This window comes from Micromonospora sp. NPDC047812 (assembly GCF_040704175.1).
Lineage (GTDB): Bacteria > Actinomycetota > Actinomycetes > Mycobacteriales > Micromonosporaceae > Micromonospora.
Window position 1 is genome coordinate 1,613,660 of the sequence record NZ_JBEYRY010000001.1, and the last position, 16,142, is coordinate 1,629,801.

The 16,142-nt window shown below is 73.7% G+C and carries 16 protein-coding genes; 5 read left to right on the forward strand and 11 right to left on the reverse strand.

Features of this window, described 5'->3' with window-relative positions; genetic code table 11:
* Nucleotides 1-13: 13 nt before the first annotated feature.
* The 3 genes from AB0883_RS07485 to AB0883_RS07495 all read right to left on the reverse strand — a co-directional run bounded on the left by AB0883_RS07485 (nt 14) and on the right by AB0883_RS07495 (nt 3,768).
* Nucleotides 14-1,681, reverse strand: a complete 1,668-nt coding sequence (locus tag AB0883_RS07485) for a fumarate hydratase (protein ID WP_366640151.1) — start codon at nt 1,679-1,681, stop codon at nt 14-16.
* 67 nt (nt 1,682-1,748) lie between these two features.
* Complete coding sequence (locus tag AB0883_RS07490; protein WP_366640153.1) at nt 1,749-3,173, reverse strand: PQQ-binding-like beta-propeller repeat protein; 1,425 nt, start codon at nt 3,171-3,173, stop codon at nt 1,749-1,751.
* Nucleotides 3,174-3,279: 106 nt separating this feature from the next.
* Entirely contained in the window at nt 3,280-3,768 is a 489-nt protein-coding gene (locus AB0883_RS07495) for an Lrp/AsnC family transcriptional regulator (RefSeq protein ID WP_366640154.1), read from the reverse strand.
* A 149-nt stretch (nt 3,769-3,917) separates the two neighbouring features.
* Between AB0883_RS07495 and hppD the strand changes: the two genes are divergently transcribed.
* Genes hppD through hisC form a run of 4 tightly spaced genes read left to right on the forward strand, consistent with a single transcriptional unit; the run spans nt 3,918 to nt 7,987 of the window.
* The gene (gene hppD, locus AB0883_RS07500) at nt 3,918-5,123 is read left to right on the forward strand and encodes a 4-hydroxyphenylpyruvate dioxygenase (protein ID WP_366640155.1); all 1,206 of its coding nucleotides are present in this window, start codon (nt 3,918-3,920) and stop codon (nt 5,121-5,123) included.
* Between the two features lie 11 nt (nt 5,124-5,134).
* Nucleotides 5,135-5,860 (forward strand): RDD family protein, encoded by a 726-nt coding sequence (locus AB0883_RS07505; protein ID WP_366640156.1) that lies wholly within the window; start codon nt 5,135-5,137, stop codon nt 5,858-5,860.
* Between the two features lie 22 nt (nt 5,861-5,882).
* Nucleotides 5,883-6,887 carry an RDD family protein gene (locus AB0883_RS07510; RefSeq protein WP_366640158.1) on the forward strand — a complete coding sequence of 335 codons (1,005 nt, stop codon included), beginning with the start codon at nt 5,883-5,885 and terminating at the stop codon, nt 6,885-6,887.
* The gene (hisC, locus tag AB0883_RS07515; protein ID WP_121401543.1) at nt 6,884-7,987 is read left to right on the forward strand and encodes a histidinol-phosphate transaminase; all 1,104 of its coding nucleotides are present in this window, start codon (nt 6,884-6,886) and stop codon (nt 7,985-7,987) included. Before AB0883_RS07510 ends, hisC begins: the two co-directional genes overlap by 4 nt.
* A 50-nt stretch (nt 7,988-8,037) precedes the next feature.
* On the opposite strand, the gene AB0883_RS07520 is transcribed toward hisC, so the two are convergent.
* The 8 genes from AB0883_RS07520 to AB0883_RS07555 form a co-directional block, all read right to left on the reverse strand.
* Nucleotides 8,038-9,042, reverse strand: a complete 1,005-nt coding sequence (locus tag AB0883_RS07520; protein WP_366640160.1) for a hypothetical protein — start codon at nt 9,040-9,042, stop codon at nt 8,038-8,040.
* 109 nt (nt 9,043-9,151) lie between these two features.
* Nucleotides 9,152-9,694: a hypothetical protein gene (locus AB0883_RS07525; RefSeq protein ID WP_366640161.1), complete on the reverse strand. Its 543-nt coding sequence runs from the start codon at nt 9,692-9,694 to the stop codon at nt 9,152-9,154.
* Nucleotides 9,695-9,753: 59 nt separating this feature from the next.
* Complete coding sequence (locus tag AB0883_RS07530; protein ID WP_366640163.1) at nt 9,754-10,287, reverse strand: hypothetical protein; 534 nt, start codon at nt 10,285-10,287, stop codon at nt 9,754-9,756.
* 81 nt (nt 10,288-10,368) lie between these two features.
* Entirely contained in the window at nt 10,369-11,649 is a 1,281-nt protein-coding gene (locus tag AB0883_RS07535) for a PQQ-binding-like beta-propeller repeat protein (RefSeq protein WP_366640164.1), read from the reverse strand.
* A 174-nt stretch (nt 11,650-11,823) separates the two neighbouring features.
* Nucleotides 11,824-12,297 carry an SRPBCC family protein gene (locus AB0883_RS07540; RefSeq protein ID WP_121401548.1) on the reverse strand — a complete coding sequence of 158 codons (474 nt, stop codon included), beginning with the start codon at nt 12,295-12,297 and terminating at the stop codon, nt 11,824-11,826.
* A 102-nt stretch (nt 12,298-12,399) separates the two neighbouring features.
* Nucleotides 12,400-12,609, reverse strand: coding sequence for a DUF397 domain-containing protein (locus AB0883_RS07545; RefSeq protein WP_366640166.1), 210 nt, complete (start codon nt 12,607-12,609; stop codon nt 12,400-12,402).
* Between the two features lie 175 nt (nt 12,610-12,784).
* Nucleotides 12,785-13,984, reverse strand: coding sequence for a fumarylacetoacetase (gene fahA / locus AB0883_RS07550; protein WP_366640168.1), 1,200 nt, complete (start codon nt 13,982-13,984; stop codon nt 12,785-12,787).
* Nucleotides 13,981-14,853 (reverse strand): hypothetical protein, encoded by an 873-nt coding sequence (locus AB0883_RS07555; RefSeq protein ID WP_366640170.1) that lies wholly within the window; start codon nt 14,851-14,853, stop codon nt 13,981-13,983. Before AB0883_RS07555 ends, fahA begins: the two co-directional genes overlap by 4 nt.
* Before the next feature lie 95 nt (nt 14,854-14,948).
* Here AB0883_RS07555 and AB0883_RS07560 point away from each other — a divergent pair, with 95 nt between their 5' ends.
* Nucleotides 14,949-16,115, forward strand: a complete 1,167-nt coding sequence (locus tag AB0883_RS07560) for a homogentisate 1,2-dioxygenase (RefSeq protein WP_121401551.1) — start codon at nt 14,949-14,951, stop codon at nt 16,113-16,115.
* Nucleotides 16,116-16,142 lie beyond the last annotated feature (27 nt).

Here is a 16,142-nt window from a genome sequence, read left to right on the forward strand (position 1 = left end):
GCGTACGCGTGGATCAGCGCCGACCGACCGTCAGCACCGGCTTGGTGACCTCGGCGAAGAAGTCGTTGCCCTTGTCGTCGACCACGATGAAGGCCGGGAAGTCCTCCACCTGGATCTTCCAGACCGCCTCCATGCCCAGCTCCGGGTATTCCAGGACCTCGACGTGCTTGATGCAGTCCTGGGCGAGCCGGGCGGCCGGGCCACCGATCGAGCCGAGGTAGAAGCCGCCGTGCTGCTGGCAGGATCGGGTGACCTGGACGGAACGGTTGCCCTTGGCGAGCATGACCTGCGAGCCGCCCGCGGCCTGGAACTTCTCCACGTACGCGTCCATCCGGCCGGCGGTGGTCGGGCCGAACGAGCCGGACGCGTAGCCCTCCGGCGTCTTGGCCGGGCCGGCGTAGTAGACCGCGTGGTCGCGCAGGTACTGCGGCATCGGCTCACCGGCGTCCAGCCGCTCCGCGATCTTGGCGTGCGCGATGTCGCGGGCCACCACGAGCGGGCCGGTCAGTGACAGCCGGGTCTTCACCGGGTACTTCGACAGCTCCGCGCGGATCTCGTCCATCGGCCGGTTGAGGTCGACGCGGACCACCTCGGACGCGTCGAGCGTCTCGTCGGTGACGTCGGGCAGGTAGCGCGCCGGGTCGGTCTCGAGCCGCTCCAGCCACACGCCCGACGGGGTGATCTTGGCGACCGCCTGCCGGTCGGCCGAGCAGGAGACGGCGATCGCCACCGGGCAGGAGGCGCCGTGCCGGGGCAGCCGGACCACCCGCACGTCGTGGCAGAAGTAGCGCCCGCCGAACTGCGCGCCGATGCCGAAGTTGCGGGTCAGCTCCAGCACCTCCGCCTCCAGCTCCAGGTCCCGGAAGCCGTGCGCGCTCATCGAGCCGGAGGTGGGCAGCGCGTCCAGGTACTTGGCGCTGGCGTACTTGGCGGTCTTCAGGGCGTACTCGGCGGAGGTGCCGCCGATGACGACGGCGAGGTGGTACGGCGGGCAGGCGGCGGTGCCGATCAGCCGCAGCTTCTCCTCCAGGAACTGCATCATCCTCGTGGGGTTCAGCAGCGCCTTGGTCTCCTGGTAGAGGTACGACTTGTTGGCCGAGCCGCCGCCCTTGGCCATGAAGAGGAACTTGTACGCGTCGGGCTGCCCGTCCGGGTCCTCCGCGTAGAGCTCGACCTGGGCCGGCAGGTTGCTGCCGGTGTTGCGCTCCTCCCACATGGTCAGCGGGGCGAGCTGCGAGTAGCGCAGGTTGAGCCGGGTGTAGGCCTGGTAGACGCCGCGCGAGACGGCCTCGGCGTCGCTGCCGTCGGTGAGCACGTGCCGGCCGCGCTTGCCCATCACGATCGCGGTGCCGGTGTCCTGGCACATCGGCAGCACGCCGCCGGCCGCGATGTTGGCGTTGCGGAGCAGGTCGAGCGCGACGAACCGGTCGTTCGGCGAGGCCGCCGGATCGTCGATGATCGACCGCAGCTGGGCCAGGTGCGCGGGGCGCAGGAAGTGCGCGATGTCGTGCATCGCCTCGGCGGTGAGCGCGGTGAGCGCGGTCGGCTCCACGGTGAGGAACCGGCGACCCCCCGGCCCGTTGACGACGTCGACGCCCTCGTCGGTGACCAGGCGGTATTCCGTCTGGTCCGGGCCGGTCGGCAGCAAGGGAGCGTACGAGAACGCGGCGGCACTGCTCATGAGCGGAAAGCCTAGGGCAGAAGAGTCGATCAGTCCCACCCGCCGGGTCGGTCCTGGGACGACGCTCTCACCCGGGGCAGAGCTCCCGCTTCGGGCCGCAGCTGTCCTCCGGCCCGGGGACGCCCGCCGTACCGCCGGGGCCGGGTACGCCGCCGTCGCGCGGCGGGGCGGGGGCGCCCGGCACCCCGCCGAAGCGGACGTAGCCGATCTCCCGCCCCTCGCCGATGACCATGCCCCTCGGGCCGACGGCGAGGGCGTTCGCGGAGGTACGCAGGCTCGCCAGTTCCCGCCCGGTACGCGGGTCCAGCGCCACCAGCCGGGACGGCTTCTCGTCGGCGATCACGGCCGCGTACGGGGTGAGCGCCGCGCCGGCCTTCTCCCCGGTCGGACGGGTCCACCGGACGCGCCCGGCGCCCAGTTCCCGGCCGACCACCGCGCGCTTGTCGGCCGACCGGACCAGGGCGTACCGGTCGTCGACCGCGAGCAGCTTCTCTCCCGCGGAGGTGATCAGCAGCATCCGCCCGTCGTAGCCGTCGAGGACCGCCTCGCGGGCGTCCGGGGCCACTCCGATCAGCACGTTGCGCGCGCCATGCGGGTCCTCCCGCTGCACGCAGCCGGCGTTGTCGGCGGTCCGCAGGTTGATCCCGGCCCGCCGCCACGTCTCCTGGCCGGTCGCCGGGTCGCGGCCGGAGATGGCGAAGTAGCAGGTGCCGTCCTGGGAGCGGGCGGTGATCCGCAGCAGCCGGCCACCGACCACCGACAGCCGCTCGTCGCGGCCGGGCTCGACGTCCTGGAGCACCCGCCCGGTGGCGGTGTCGAGGACGTGCACCCGGCCGTCGATGGGGAAGCCGAGCAGCGGCGGCACGGGTTCCGGGCCGGCCACCTCGTCGTCGATCCGGACGGCGTCGAGCCGGCGGGTGTCGAGCAGCCCCGGGTTGTCGCCGAGCAGCCCGCTGCGCACCCCGGGCACGAAGGCCGTCCAGAGCGGGGCGGTGCCGCGCGCGTCCCAGGCGCTCACCGTGCAGTCGGTGGCCTCGACGCAGCGGGCGTCGAGCAGCATGTTGCGGTACGTCCAGACGGCCACCGCGTCGCCGTTGCGCCGCCGCGTGGCGCCGGTCGTCGGGTCCAGCACCTCGTACCCCTTGACCAGCAGCTTGCCCACGACGACCACCGGGTCCCGGTCGCCGCCGGCCACCGCGGCCCAGTCGGCCTTGCGCTCCCACAGCTGGGCGCCGGTGGCCAGGCTGCGCGCCTCCACGCGGGTGCGCTGCTCGACCACCACGGTGTCGCCGGCGATGGTCACGCTGCGCGGGGTGCCGCCGACGCGCTGCTGCCAGACCACGTCCGGCTCGGAGATCGGCTCGCTGCGGTCGACCCATTCCCACACCCCGGGGAACGGGTTCCACACGCCGGTGGCGGCGAGCGCGACGACCACGACGAGTGCGAGCAGCAGCCCGCCACGCCACCCCCCGAGGCCGCCCGCCTTCGCCACACGCACACGGTAGCGACGACCGCAGCGCCGCCGCTCTCCCGCGCCGCCGTGTCGCCACCCTTTCTCGCGTGCCCGAGGGCGTACGGAAGGGCCTCCGGCCCGCTGCTCAGCGCTGGGCGGCGGAGCGGATCAGAGGGAGGGTGCGGTAGGGGATCTGCTCGGCCAGGGCGATGATCGTCGAGGCACGGCGGATGCCCTCGTACGAGACGATCTGGTCGATCACCCGCTGGAGGTCGGTGTTCGAGCGGGCCACGATCCGGCAGAGCAGGTCGCTGGAGCCGGTGATGGTGTGCGCCTCCAGCACCTCCGGGATCGCGGCCAGATGCGCGGCGACCTTGTCGTGCCCGTGCCGCTGGCTGATCTCCAGGGTGACGAAGCTGGTCACCCCGAACCCGATCGCCGCCGGGGTGATCTCCGGCCCGAACCCCGAGATGACGCGCCGCTCGACGAGCTTGTCCAGCCGGGCCTGCACGGTGCCCCGGGCGACCCCGAGGCGTCGGGAGCACTCCAGCACCCCGATGCGCGGCTCCTCGGCGAGCAGTTCGATCAACCGCGCGTCGAGAGCATCGAGCTGTACAGCTTGACCAGCACTCATGGTGTATCACCCTACTTAATGCGCAACCTGACCAGGCGTTGGCGCGACAGTTGCCCAGTACGGCACTCCACCGCGATCCTCGCCACAGGAACCGGCACACGACCAACGGCGGCGGCCACGGGGCCGACCGGAACTTGAGGGAGACCGCGATGACCCAGGCGATCGACCGACCCCAGGCGACCGACGACGTCGACGTCGACGTGCTCGTCGGCGCCGTGGACCACGACATCAGCCGCGACCCGTTCCCGGTCAAGGGCCTCGACCACGTGCACTTCCTGGTGGGCAACGCCAAGCAGGCCGCGCACTACTACTCCACCGCGTTCGGCATGACCTGCGTGGCGTACCGGGGCCCCGAGCAGGGCTACCGCGACCACGCCCAGTACGTGCTGACCAGCGGCTCGGCCCGGTTCGTGCTGACTGGCGCGGTCCGCCCGGACGCCGAGGGCGCCGAGCACGTCGCGAGGCACAGCGACGGTGTCTCCGACATCGCCCTGGAGGTGCCGGACGTCGACGCCGCGTACGCGCACGCCACCGCGCAGGGCGCCACCGGACTGCTCGAACCGCACGACGTCAGCGACGAGCACGGCACCGTACGGCTGGCCGCCATCGCGGCGTACGGCGACACCCGGCACACCCTCGTCGACCGGTCCCGCTACACCGGCCCGTTCCTGCCCGGCTTCGTGGCCCGCAAGCCGATCGTGGACCGGCAGCCGATGATTGACGCCGGCCTCCAGCCGAAGCGGTTCTTCCAGGCCGTCGACCACGTGGTCGGCAACGTCGAGCTCGGCCGGATGGACGAGTGGGTCGAGTTCTACAAGCGCGTCATGGGCTTCTCGAACATGGCCGAGTTCATCGGCGACGACATCGCCACCGACTACTCGGCGCTGATGAGCAAGGTCGTCGCGAACGGCACCCGCAAGGTGAAGTTCCCGCTCAACGAGCCGGCGATCGCCCGCAAGAAGTCGCAGATCGACGAGTACCTGGAGTTCTACCAGGGCCCGGGCGCCCAGCACATCGCCGTGGCCACCAACGACATCCTGGCCAGCGTCGACGCGATGCGCGCCGCCGGCGTCGAGTTCCTCGACACCCCGGACTCGTACTACGACGACCCGAAGCTGCGCGCCCGGATCGGGAACGTGCGGGTGCCGATCGAGGAGCTGAAGGCCCGCAAGATCCTGGTCGACCGGGACGAGGACGGCTACCTGCTCCAGATCTTCACCAAGCCGGTGCAGGACCGCCCGACGGTCTTCTTCGAGCTGATCGAGCGGCACGGCTCGCTCGGCTTCGGCAAGGGCAACTTCAAGGCGCTCTTCGAGGCCATCGAGCGGGAGCAGGAAGCGCGCGGCAACCTGTAACACTGACGAGCGTGACGCAGCCTCCGACGTACCCGACGCCGCCGGCCGGTGGGCACCCGCCCGCCGCCGGCGGCTTCGCGCCGCCCGCCGGTCCCGCCAACCAGGGGTACGCGGTGCCGCCGCAGCACGTCCCGCCCGGTCAGGTCCCGCCCCCGGGCTGGAGCCCACCGCCCCCGGGGTGGGCGGGGCCGCCCCGCCCCGCTCCGGCGGTCGGACCGGGTGGCCAGCCGCTCGCCAGCTTCGGAGACCGGCTGCTCGCCGCGCTGATCGACGTCGCGCTGAGCACGGCGGTGGCGATGGTCCTCTTCCTGCCGCCGTTCCTGATCCTGTTCTGGAACATGCTGGACGACCTGACCCGGACCAACCCGGACGGCACCCTCGCCGATCCCGACCCCGCGTCGTTCCTGACCGACTTCATGCTGCCGATCCTGCTGCTCGAACTGGGCCTGATGGTGGTCATGCTCGGGCTCTACTGGCTCTACCACGTGGAGTACATGAAGCGCACCGGGCAGACGTACGGCAAGCGGGTGATGAAGCTGCGGGTCGTGCCCCTCGACCCGGCCGCCACGCTGGACCGGCGGATGGCCGGCAAGCGGTACGCCGTGCAGTACGTCGCCGCCATGTTCCTGCCCGGGCTCAGCTACCTCGACGGGCTCTGGCAGTTGTGGGACAAGCCCTGGCAGCAGTGCCTCCACGACAAGTTCGCCGGCACCGTCGTCGTTAAGGTGTCTGCGTGAGCGAGCGCAGCGAGGCCAGGCCATGAGCGTCGAACCGGGCTGGTACGTCGACCCGGCCGATCCGGACACCCGACGCTACTGGGACGGCGAGGGCTGGATCGGCGCGCCGATCCCCGTCGACGCCACCCCGCCCGAGGGGCCGCCGCCGGCCGAGCCACCACCCGCGCCCGCCCCGGCGTCGCCCGCCACCCCGGTCCCCGCGCCGGGCGGCCCCACGGGCGGGCCGCCCCTGCCGGGGCAGCCGCAGCCGGGGCAGCCGCAGCCGGGGCAGCCCTATCCCTGGCAGCCGCCGCAGGGGCACGGCCAACCGCAGGGCCCGCCGCCCGGCTGGCCACCCGGCGGCTGGCCCGGACGACCGCCGGAGCCGCGCCCGCACGGGCTCCCGCTGGCCGGGTTCGGCGCCCGGCTGGTCGCCCGGCTGATCGACTTCACGATCGTCTTCGCGCTGAACGCCGTGGTCAACGGCTGGTTCGTCTGGCGGCTGGTCGAGGAGGTCACGCCGTACTGGCGGGAGGTGTTCCGGCGGGCGATGGCGGGCGACAGCTCCACCGACAACCTGCCGCAGCCCAGCGAGCAGGCCGGCGGCCTCCAGGTCGTCATCCTGCTGATCGCCACCGCGCTCTGGCTCGCGTACGAGGTGCCGACGATGGCCTCGGGCGGGCAGACGTTCGGCAAGCGGCTGGTGGGCGTCAAGGTGGTGCCGATGAGCGCGAACGAACCGCTCGGCTTCGGCCGGGCGCTGCGCCGGTGGAACACCCTCGGCCTGCCCACCCTGCTCTGGTACTGCTGCGGCCTCGGCCTGCTGCTCCAGCTCGTCGACGCGCTCTCCCCGCTCTTCGACCACCCGCTGCGTCAGGCGCTGCACGACAAGCGGGCGCAGACCGTGGTGGTCCAGCTTCCCCGCGGCAACCGCACCACCACGGGCGAGCGCACCACGCCGGACGACCGCACCACCACGCGCGAGCCCACCACCACGGGCGAGCGCACCCCCGACGACCGCACCGACCCCTCGGGAGACACCCCATGACCGACCCTGGACGTCACCAGCCGGCGCTGCGGCTGACCCGCCCCGACCTGGACGCGCTGCCCAACTACGTGCCCGGCCGCAGCCCGGCCGACCTGGCCCGCGAGCTGGGCCTCCCCGAGGCGATCAAGCTGGCCAGCAACGAGGTGCCGTACGGGCCGGTGCCCGGCGTGGTGGAGGCCGTCGCCCAGGCCGTCGCCGGGGTGCACCGCTACCCGGACATGGGCGCGCTCGCGCTGCGCGAGGCGCTGTCCGAGCGGTACGGCGTGGACGTCGACCGGATCGCCACCGGCTGCGGGTCGGTGGCGCTGGCCGAGCACCTCGTCCGGGCCACCTGCCTGCCCGGCGACGAGTTCCTCTACGCGTGGCGCTCCTTCGAGGCGTACCCGATAATCGCGGCGACCAGCGGGGCGACCAGCGTGCGGGTGCCCAACGACGCCGGGCACGGGCACGACCTGGCGGCGATGGCGGCGGCGGTCACCGACCGGACCCGGCTGATCGTGGTCTGCAACCCGAACAACCCCACCGGAACGTCGGTGCGTCGGGCGGAACTGGACCGGTTCCTGGACACGGTCGGCGAGGACGTGCTGGTCGTGATCGACGAGGCGTACCGCGAGTTCGTCACCGACCCGGAGGTGCCGGACGGCCTCACCTACCTCGACCGGCCGAACGTGGCCGTGCTGCGCACGCTCTCCAAGGCCTGGGGCCTGGCCGGCCTGCGGATCGGCTTCCTGGTCGCCCACCCGACGGTGGCGGCGGCCGTGCGCAAGGTCGTGACGCCGTTCTCCAGCAACATGGCCGCGCAGGCGGGCGCGCTCGCCGCGCTGGCGCAGGAGGACGAGGTGCGGCGGCGGTGCGCCCTCGTGGTGGCCGAGCGCGACCGCGTGACGGAGGCGCTGCGCAAGCTCGTCGCCGACGTGCCGGACAGCCAGGCGAACTTCGTCTGGCTGCCGCTGGGCGACCGGGCCGTGGACTTCGGCAAGGCGTGCGAGGCGCGGGGCGTGATCGTCCGGCCGTTCCCCGGCGACGGGGTCCGGGTCACCATCGGCACCCCGGCCGAGAACGACGCCTTCCTGGCGGCGGCGGAGGCCGCGCTGGCCTGAGGCAGGTGCCGGTCCGGTCCGCCATCCCCTCGCGGACCGGACCGGCAGTCTCAGGCCGCCGCCACCGGCTGCCGGACCCGGCGTCGGTACGCGTGGACCGCGAACAGCACCAGGACCAGCCCCGAGGTGGCCAGCCCGCCCGTGAGCACCTGCCCGGAGCGGTCGACGGCGCTGGTGGCCGCCACCGGGACCGGCCCGAAGCCGACCTTGCCGGTGGCGGAGCGCTTCGTCCAGCCGCTGGCCAGGTCGAGCTTCGCCGTCCACGGTCCGTCCGGCAGGCGGCGGTCCAGGGCGACCCGGACGGTGGTCGTGCCGTCCAGCGCGAGGGTGCCCGCCTCCACCTTCACCGGCCCGGCCGAGAGCCCGCCGGGCCCCTCGGTGAGGCGCAGGTCGCCGGCCAGGTCTAGCGCCCGCCTGCCGGTGTTGCGCACCTCGGCGGTGAGCACGGGGCTGCCGTCCTTCTCCCGCCCACCGGTCAGCGGGCCGATCTCGAAGCCGGAGGGCGGCTCGCCGCCCGGCCCGACGGAGAGGTAGACCCGGATCCCGGCCCGGCCGACGTTGCGCACGGTCTGCCCGTCGTCGGCACCGGCGACCTCGGCCCATACGACGGCGTACCGCTCGCCGGCCTCGGCGGCGCGTGGCACCTCAATGGTCACCAGAACCTCGGTCTCCTCGCCCGGTTCCAGGTCCAGTTCCGGGCGGTTGACCGTGATCCAGCTGCTCAGCTCGCTCTCGGTGCGACCGGGCGCGAAGACGAAGCCTTCGCCGGTGACGTCGGCAGCGGCGGCGTAGACCGCGACGGGGCGACGATCCTCGGACTGGTTCTTGACCATGATCCGCCGCTCGATGGTCGTGCCCGGCCGCAGGTGGTCGACGACGTACCTGTGCGCCCGGGTGTCGTCCCGGCGGTTCACCGGGGCGTCGAGCAGCCTGATCCCGACAGCGGACGCCGACCCGACCGGACTCGGGCTGGGCGACGGTTCGCGTGGGCCGTCCCGGCCGGGCGCCTTGACGGCCGGTTGGTCGGTGCCGGGCAGGTCCGGCGCCTGCGCCATCGGTCCGGAGCGGACGGACGGCCCCGAACCGTACGGTGCGGCCGGCGCCGGCGCCGGCGCCCCGAGCGTGCCGAGAAGGGTAAGGGCCAGGGCGACGACGCGGGCCGGGTCACGCCACCGAATGGGTCACCGTCGCACTGTAGGTGCCGCTCACCGCCGTTGCCGGGACGTTGATGCGGATGGTCGGGTTCCAGGTGGCGGAGTTGTTGCCGCTGCCGGAGCTTTTCGAGAAGGCCACCCGGGGCGAGGAGAGGGTGACGGCGTCCGCCTCGGTCGGCTGTCCCGGGACGAAGACGCCAGTGCCGGTGGTGGCGGTCGCAGGCCCGGACCAGTACTCGACCAGGTTGGGGGTGATGGTCTCCTCGGGGCTGCCGGCGCCGCTGACGAACTCCGTCACGCTCACCGTGGCGACCCAGGTGGCGTTGAGCGCCGCGCGCTGGTCGACGACCTGCACCGGGCCGATCTGGCCCTGGATGGTGGTATCGGCGAAGGTGGAGCCGAGGTTCACCCCGGGCGGAGCGAAGACGTCCAGGTTCGCGGCTCCCACCGTGAAGGTGACGATGGTGTCGTCGGTGGGCGAGGCCCCTGCGGGCGAGGCCAGGGCCACCACGGCGGCCGCGGCGGCGGTCAGGACAAGAAGTGGCTTTCTCATACGACCCACGCTAGATTCCCGGTCTCGGCCATAACGCCCTATATTGTACAAATCACCCATTAGACGACGGAATGGACGATGGTGCCCCGATACGTGCCCGCCACGATGTCCGCCGGGATGGCGATCCGGATCGTCGGCACCCAGACCACCACGTTGTTGCCGTTGCCGGCGGTCTTGCGGAACGCCTCGCGCACGGTCCCCAGGGTCACCGCCTGCGCCGAGGTGGACTGTCCGGGCACCAGGGTGCCACCGCCCGTGCTGCGCACCGCCTGCCCGGACCAGTACGAGACCCGGCCGTTGGCGATCGTCCGCTGCGGGCCGCCCGCCCCGGCGACGAAGGCGGTCGCGGAGACGGTGGCGACCCAGGTGTTGGGGTTGACCGACCCCCGCGAGTCGCGCACCTCGACCGCACCCAGCTGCGCGGTCAGGGACCCGCCGACGAAGCCGGCACCGAGGTTCGCCGTGGCGGGCACGGTGATGTCCACCCCCACGGTCCGGGCGAGCCGGACCGTGCGGCCGGACGGCGCGGCGTCGGCCGGCGAGGCGGTGACGAGGATCAGGATCGCGCCCAACAGGGCTGCCAGGAGACGCACAGTGGGACTATAAATAACTTATGTCCGTTTTGTCGAGCAGCCAGGCCGCGCCGGTGTTCCCCGGCCCGGACGGCTCACCGCTCACGTCGCCGCGAGGACCAACGGCTCCGAGGTGAGGTAGTACCGCTGGTCGTCCGCCGTCGGGTCGACCGGCTTGCGGAGCCGCTCCACGGCCACGAACCCGCCGGCCGCGTACGCCGCGCCGGGCGCCCAGCCGGTCCCGTCCGAGCCCACGTTGAGCGCGAAGAAGGACCGCTGCGCCCCCGTCGCCGGGTCCAGCGTCACGAGGTCGTTCGTCTCCGTCAGCAGGTGCACCCGGTCGGGCTGGACGGCGAGCAGCCGCGCCTGCGGCAGGTCGGGACGGCGCCACAGCTCCGCGCCCGTACGCGCCGAGCGGCCGACCGGCACCCCGTCCACGACCGCCACGGCCGTCCCGCCGACGAGTTCGGCGTCCGGCCGGTCCAGGGCCGGGGCGGTGACCGGCTCACCGGCGCCGAGCAGCCAGCCCCGGCCCGCGTCGTCGCCCGGCCGCGCCGTCCGCAACCCGGTGCACCCCGTCCGGCCGGTGGCGCAGCCCACCGGTGTCGCCACCAGCTCGTCGCCGGCGTCCGGCGGCCGCCAGCGCAGGCCCACCGCCCCGGTCGCGGCGTCGCGGAACTCCACCACCGCCGGCCCCGCGCAGGAGTCGACGATGATCAGGTGTCCCGACGCGGTCATGCCGAGCGCGTCCCGGCACCCGGCGACCGTGTCGCCCGGTGGCACCGTGACGGTGACGTGGGACCGCCACAGTTCGCGGCCGTCGGCCAGGTCAACGGCACGCACCCACTCCGCCCCGGCCGCCACCACCACCTGCCGGCCGTCGGACGCCCGGGCCACGAAGATCCCCCGGGGGTCCCAGACCGTCGTCGCTCCGGTGCGCCGGACCGTCCGCTCCCCCGCCGGCGCCGGCCCGTCGGCCCGCCAGGCGACCCGGCCGCTGCGCGCGTCAAGCGCCACCAGGCGCCCGTCCGACCAGCGGGTGACCACGGTCGTCCCGCTCGCCACGACCCCGTCGAGCGCCGCCGGCCAGCGACGGTACGACCAGTACGGGGTGGTCCGGTGCCGGCCGTCGACCGGGCGGTCGGCGTAGACCTGGCGGTGGGCCGCGTAGACCCGCAGCCGGCCGTCCACGACGAGCGGGGCGACGGGGAGCCGGCCGATCACACCGGGGGCGGGGGACGCGGCCGGCGGATACCCGGCCCGGGCGGGCGTGACGACCTCGGCGGGGGCGAGCACCCGGTAGACCGTCGCCGCGACGGCGACGGTGCCGAGCAGCGCCGCGACCGCCACCGCGATCCGCCGCCGGCCGTTCGGGAACCCCATGCCGCACCTCCGCCCGGCACCCTACCCAGCGGAACCGGTCAGGGCCCTGTCAGGTCACCGGCGGACGGGTGTGCCGGCGGCGGTCCCTGCCGCGCCACGCACGCGGCGCGCCGCATTGCCCGTGCATTCGCCCCAGGCCGCCCCGACGTCTGCCAGGCCGCCCCCGCGTGCGCCTCAGGCCGCCTCGGTCGCGTTGGCGGCGGCCGCGGCGGCCAGGTCGGCGAGGTCCTGCCGCAGCGCGCGCTCGACCGCCCGGGCCGCCAGCCCGCCGAGCAGCAGCGCGACCACCCGGCCGTAGGGGGCGGTCGGCACCGCCTCCTGCTCGACCGTGACGGCGGTGCAGCCCCGGCGACGCCGCTCGACCGGGCGCAGCGTCCAGGTGATCCGGTAGTCCACGCCGGCGCCCCGCGAGCCGAGCACCAGCCGCCGGGGCGGCTCGGCCTCGATGACGACGAACTCCTCGACCAGCGCGGTGCCGTCGGGCTGGGAACGGGTCTCCCGCCACACGGTGCCCGGGCCGAACCGGCCGGGGGTGAGCACCTCCACCGGCCCGGTGAAGCGCCGGGTGCGGGTGGTCAGGTCGGTCAGCAGCCGCCAGAGGTCGACGTCGTGTGCCTCCACGAACTCCGTGACCGCCACCGTCGACATGCCACCTCCCGTGGCCTCGACGGTACGCCGGGTGAGCGCTGATCGGGGCCCCCGGAGCGGATTTTCCACCGCCGGGAACCCCGATCCGGAGTGGTCGACCCGTCAGCGACCGAACTGGCCGGCCTGGATCGCGCCGACGAAGGCCGCCCACCCCGGCGGGCTGACCGCCAGCGTGGGGCCCGCCTGGTCCTTGGAGTCGCGTACGCCCACCACGCCGAGGGCGTCGACCAGGTTGTCCGCCACCTCCACGCAGAGGCCCTGGTCGTTGGAGCGGCTGCTGGTACGCCAGACCGCGCCCGGGAGATCGTTCATCGTCGTCACCTTCCTGTCGTCGGTACGCCAACCGGCGGCCGGGCCGGGACCGGAAGGGGCGTCCGGTCCGGCCCGGCGCGGCATGGCGACGGAATCCGCGACGATCAACGCGCAAGCAACGGTCCCCGGTCGCACCAACTGTGCGACCGGGGACCGTCGGTGATCGGAAGGTGGGTCAGCGGGCGGCGAGGACCTTCCCGGTCACCTCGCCCAGGGCGATCGTGGTGCCGTCCGGGCCGGGCGCGGTGGCGGTGATCGTCACCGTGTCGCCGTCCTCCAGGAACGTGCGGGTCTCGCCCCCGGCGAACTTCACCGGCTCGGTCCCGCCCCAGGTGAGTTCCAGGAACGAGCCGACCTGTCCCCGTTCCGGCCCGGAGACGGTGCCCGAGGCGTAGAGGTCGCCGGTGCGCAGCGAGGCGCCGTTGACCGTGAGGTGGGCCAGCTGCTGGGCCGGCGTCCAGTACATGGTGGCGAACGGCGGCTCGCTGACCCGCTCGCCGTTCCACTCCACCGACAGGCGCAGGTCCAGCCCGACGTGCGGCACGTCGCGCAGGTAGTCGGCGACCGGCGGGTCCTGGTCGGGGGCGGGGACGAAGGCGTCGCCCAGCGCGTCCAGCGGGGTCACCCAGGCCGCCACCGAGGTGGCGAAGGACTTGCCCAGGAACGGGCCGAGGGGCTGGTACTCCCATGCCTGGATGTCGCGGGCCGACCAGTCGTTGACCAGCACGACGCCGAAGACGTGGTCGGCGAAGTCCTCGGTCGGCACCCGGCCGCCCAGCGGGCTGGGCACGCCGACCACGAAGCCGACCTCGGCCTCGATGTCGAGGCGTACGGACGGGCCGGTGACCGGGCCCTGCGGGGTGGCCCGCTGCCCGCTCGGCCGCACCACGGGGGTGCCGGAGACGACAACCGTGCCGGCCCGGCCGTGGTAGCCGATCGGCAGGTGCTTCCAGTTGGGCAGCAGCGGTGGCTGGCCGGGGCGGAAGATCTGGCCCACGTTGGACGCGTGGTGCTCGGAGGAGTAGAAGTCGACGTAGTCGGCGACCTCGAAGGGCAGCTGCATCCGCACCTCGGCCAGCGGCACCAGCAGCGGCTCCACCGCCGCCCGGTGGGCGGCGTCGGTGAGCAGCTCGGTCACCCGCTGCCGGACGGCCGTCCACTGCGGACGGCCGAGGGCCATGAAGTCGTTGAGGGTGGGCCGACCCAGCGTCCCGGCCGCCAGCACCAGGCCGGCCTCCTCCGCGCCGGCCAGGTCGAGCACGAAGTCGCCGATGCGTACGCCGACGCGCGGCGCGCCCTCCGCGCGGCGGAACACCCCGTACGGCAGGTTGGTCACCCCGTACGGCGAACCGTCGGCACCAGTCACCCACGTCATGCGTCGAAACCCCCGTTCACCAGCCCCAGCCGGATCAGATCGGTCAGTGGTTCCAGGATGCTGCACGAGCCGAAGCCGATCCACAGCGGGCGCGGGCCGCCCAGCCCGGCCTCGGCGTACTGCACCAGCGGGCGCGGGTCGGTCGCGGTGAGCAGCTCGGCGACCCGCTCCACGGTGGCGCCCCCGGCGGCCGCCAGCGTCGCCGCCAACACGTTGACGAAGCCGTGGTGGGTGAAGCCGGTCTCGGGGTCGAGGTGCCGGACCGCCTGGTGCAGCCCGGCGGTCAGCTTGAACGGCAGGTCCCGGTCCCGGCAGGCGCAGATCACGGCGGCCAGCTCCGCCGGGGTCGGGAACAGTTCGGCGGCCAGCCCGCCGGTGCGGAACTTCGCGGCGATCGGCACCCCCTCGGCGCGGGCGGCGGCGAGTGCGTCAAGCGCCCCCATCAGCCCGAACGTGAGGGGCAGCTCGGCGTAGACGGCGTCGAGGGAGGCCGGGCCGGCACCGGCGTGGCGGGCCAGCGCCACCAGCTCGGTCAGGCCGGGCAGCGGGTCCTCGCCGCGCCGGGCCACCGCCGCCTCCACCTGGCGTACGCGGACGCGCGGGTCGGCCGTGGTCCGCACCTCGTCGAGCCGGCCGAGGGGCACGTCGCCGATCACACCGACCGCGATCCGCTCGTCGGCGCCGAGCAGGCCCGCCAGCTCGGGCAGCCTCGTGGCGGGAACCAGGAGCGGGCCGACCAGGTCGGCGTACCAGGAGCTGCGGTGCCGCCGGTGCGCGGCGACGGCGTCGGGCAGCGGCGCGCTGCCGGGCGGGAAGACGGCGGCGTCGTCGACGAGGCCGTCGAGAAGCGCGGGCACCTGCGTTGACACGAGACAAGAATGTACGGGACGCTACAAGGAACGGACAACAGCGTCCGATTATCGGACGCCATTGGATCGGTGAACGGGACGAACCGGGAGGCGAGATGCCGTACTACCGCAGCGTCGGCGAGGTGCCGCGCAAGCGCCACACCCAGTTCCGCCAGCCCGACGGCAGCCTCTACGCCGAGGAGCTGATGGGCCAGGAGGGCTTCTCCTCCGACTCGTCCCTGCTCTACCACCGGCACGCGCCGACCGCGATCGTGGCGGCCGAGGAGTTCGCCCCGCCGGCGTTCACCCGGGTGCCGAACCTTCCGCTCAAGCCCCGGCACCTGCGCACCCACAAGCTCGACGGCGCCGGCGCCGACCCGGTGCTCGGCCGGCAGTACCTGCTCGCCAACGACGACGTGCGCATCGCGTACGTGCTGGCGGACCGGCCGTCCCCGCTGTTCCGGGACGCCACCGGCGACCACTGCCTGTACGTGGAGTCGGGCACCCTGCGGGTCGAGTCGACCTTCGGCGTGCTCGACGCGGTGCCCGGCGACTACGTCGTCATCCCCACCTCGACCATCCACCGGCTGGTGCCCACCGGCGACGCGCCGACCCGGCTGCTCGCCGTCGAGGCTGCGGGGCACATCGGCCCGCCCAAGCGCTACCTCTCCGTGCGCGGCCAGTTCCTGGAGCACTCGCCCTACTGCGAGCGCGACGTCCGGGGGCCGGACGCGCCGCTGCTGGTCGACGGCGAGGACGTGGAGGTGCTCGTCCGGCACCGGCGCGGCTGGACCCGCTACGTCTACGCCCACCACCCGTTCGACGTGGTCGGGTGGGACGGGCACATGTACCCGTGGGCGTTCTCCATCCACGACTTCGAGCCGATCACCGGCCGGATCCACCAGCCGCCGCCGGTGCACCAGACCTTCCAGGGCCCCAACTTCGTGATCTGCTCGTTCGTGCCCCGCAAGGTCGACTACCACCCGGACGCGATTCCGGTGCCGTACAACCACCACAACGTCGACTCCGACGAGATGCTCTTCTACACCGGCGGCAACTACGAGGCCCGGCGCGGCTCCGGCATCGAGCAGGGTTCGATCTCGCTGCACCCGTCCGGGTTCACCCACGGCCCGCAGCCGGGCGCCGCCGAACGCTCCATCGGCGCCGACTTCTTCGACGAGCTGGCCGTCATGGTCGACACGTTCCGGCCGCTGGACCTCTGCGACGCCGCGACCGCCTGCGAGGACGACGGCTACGCCTGGACCTGGGCCCGCCGCCCCTAGGGCGGGTGCGAAGTCCCTGGCCGGCCT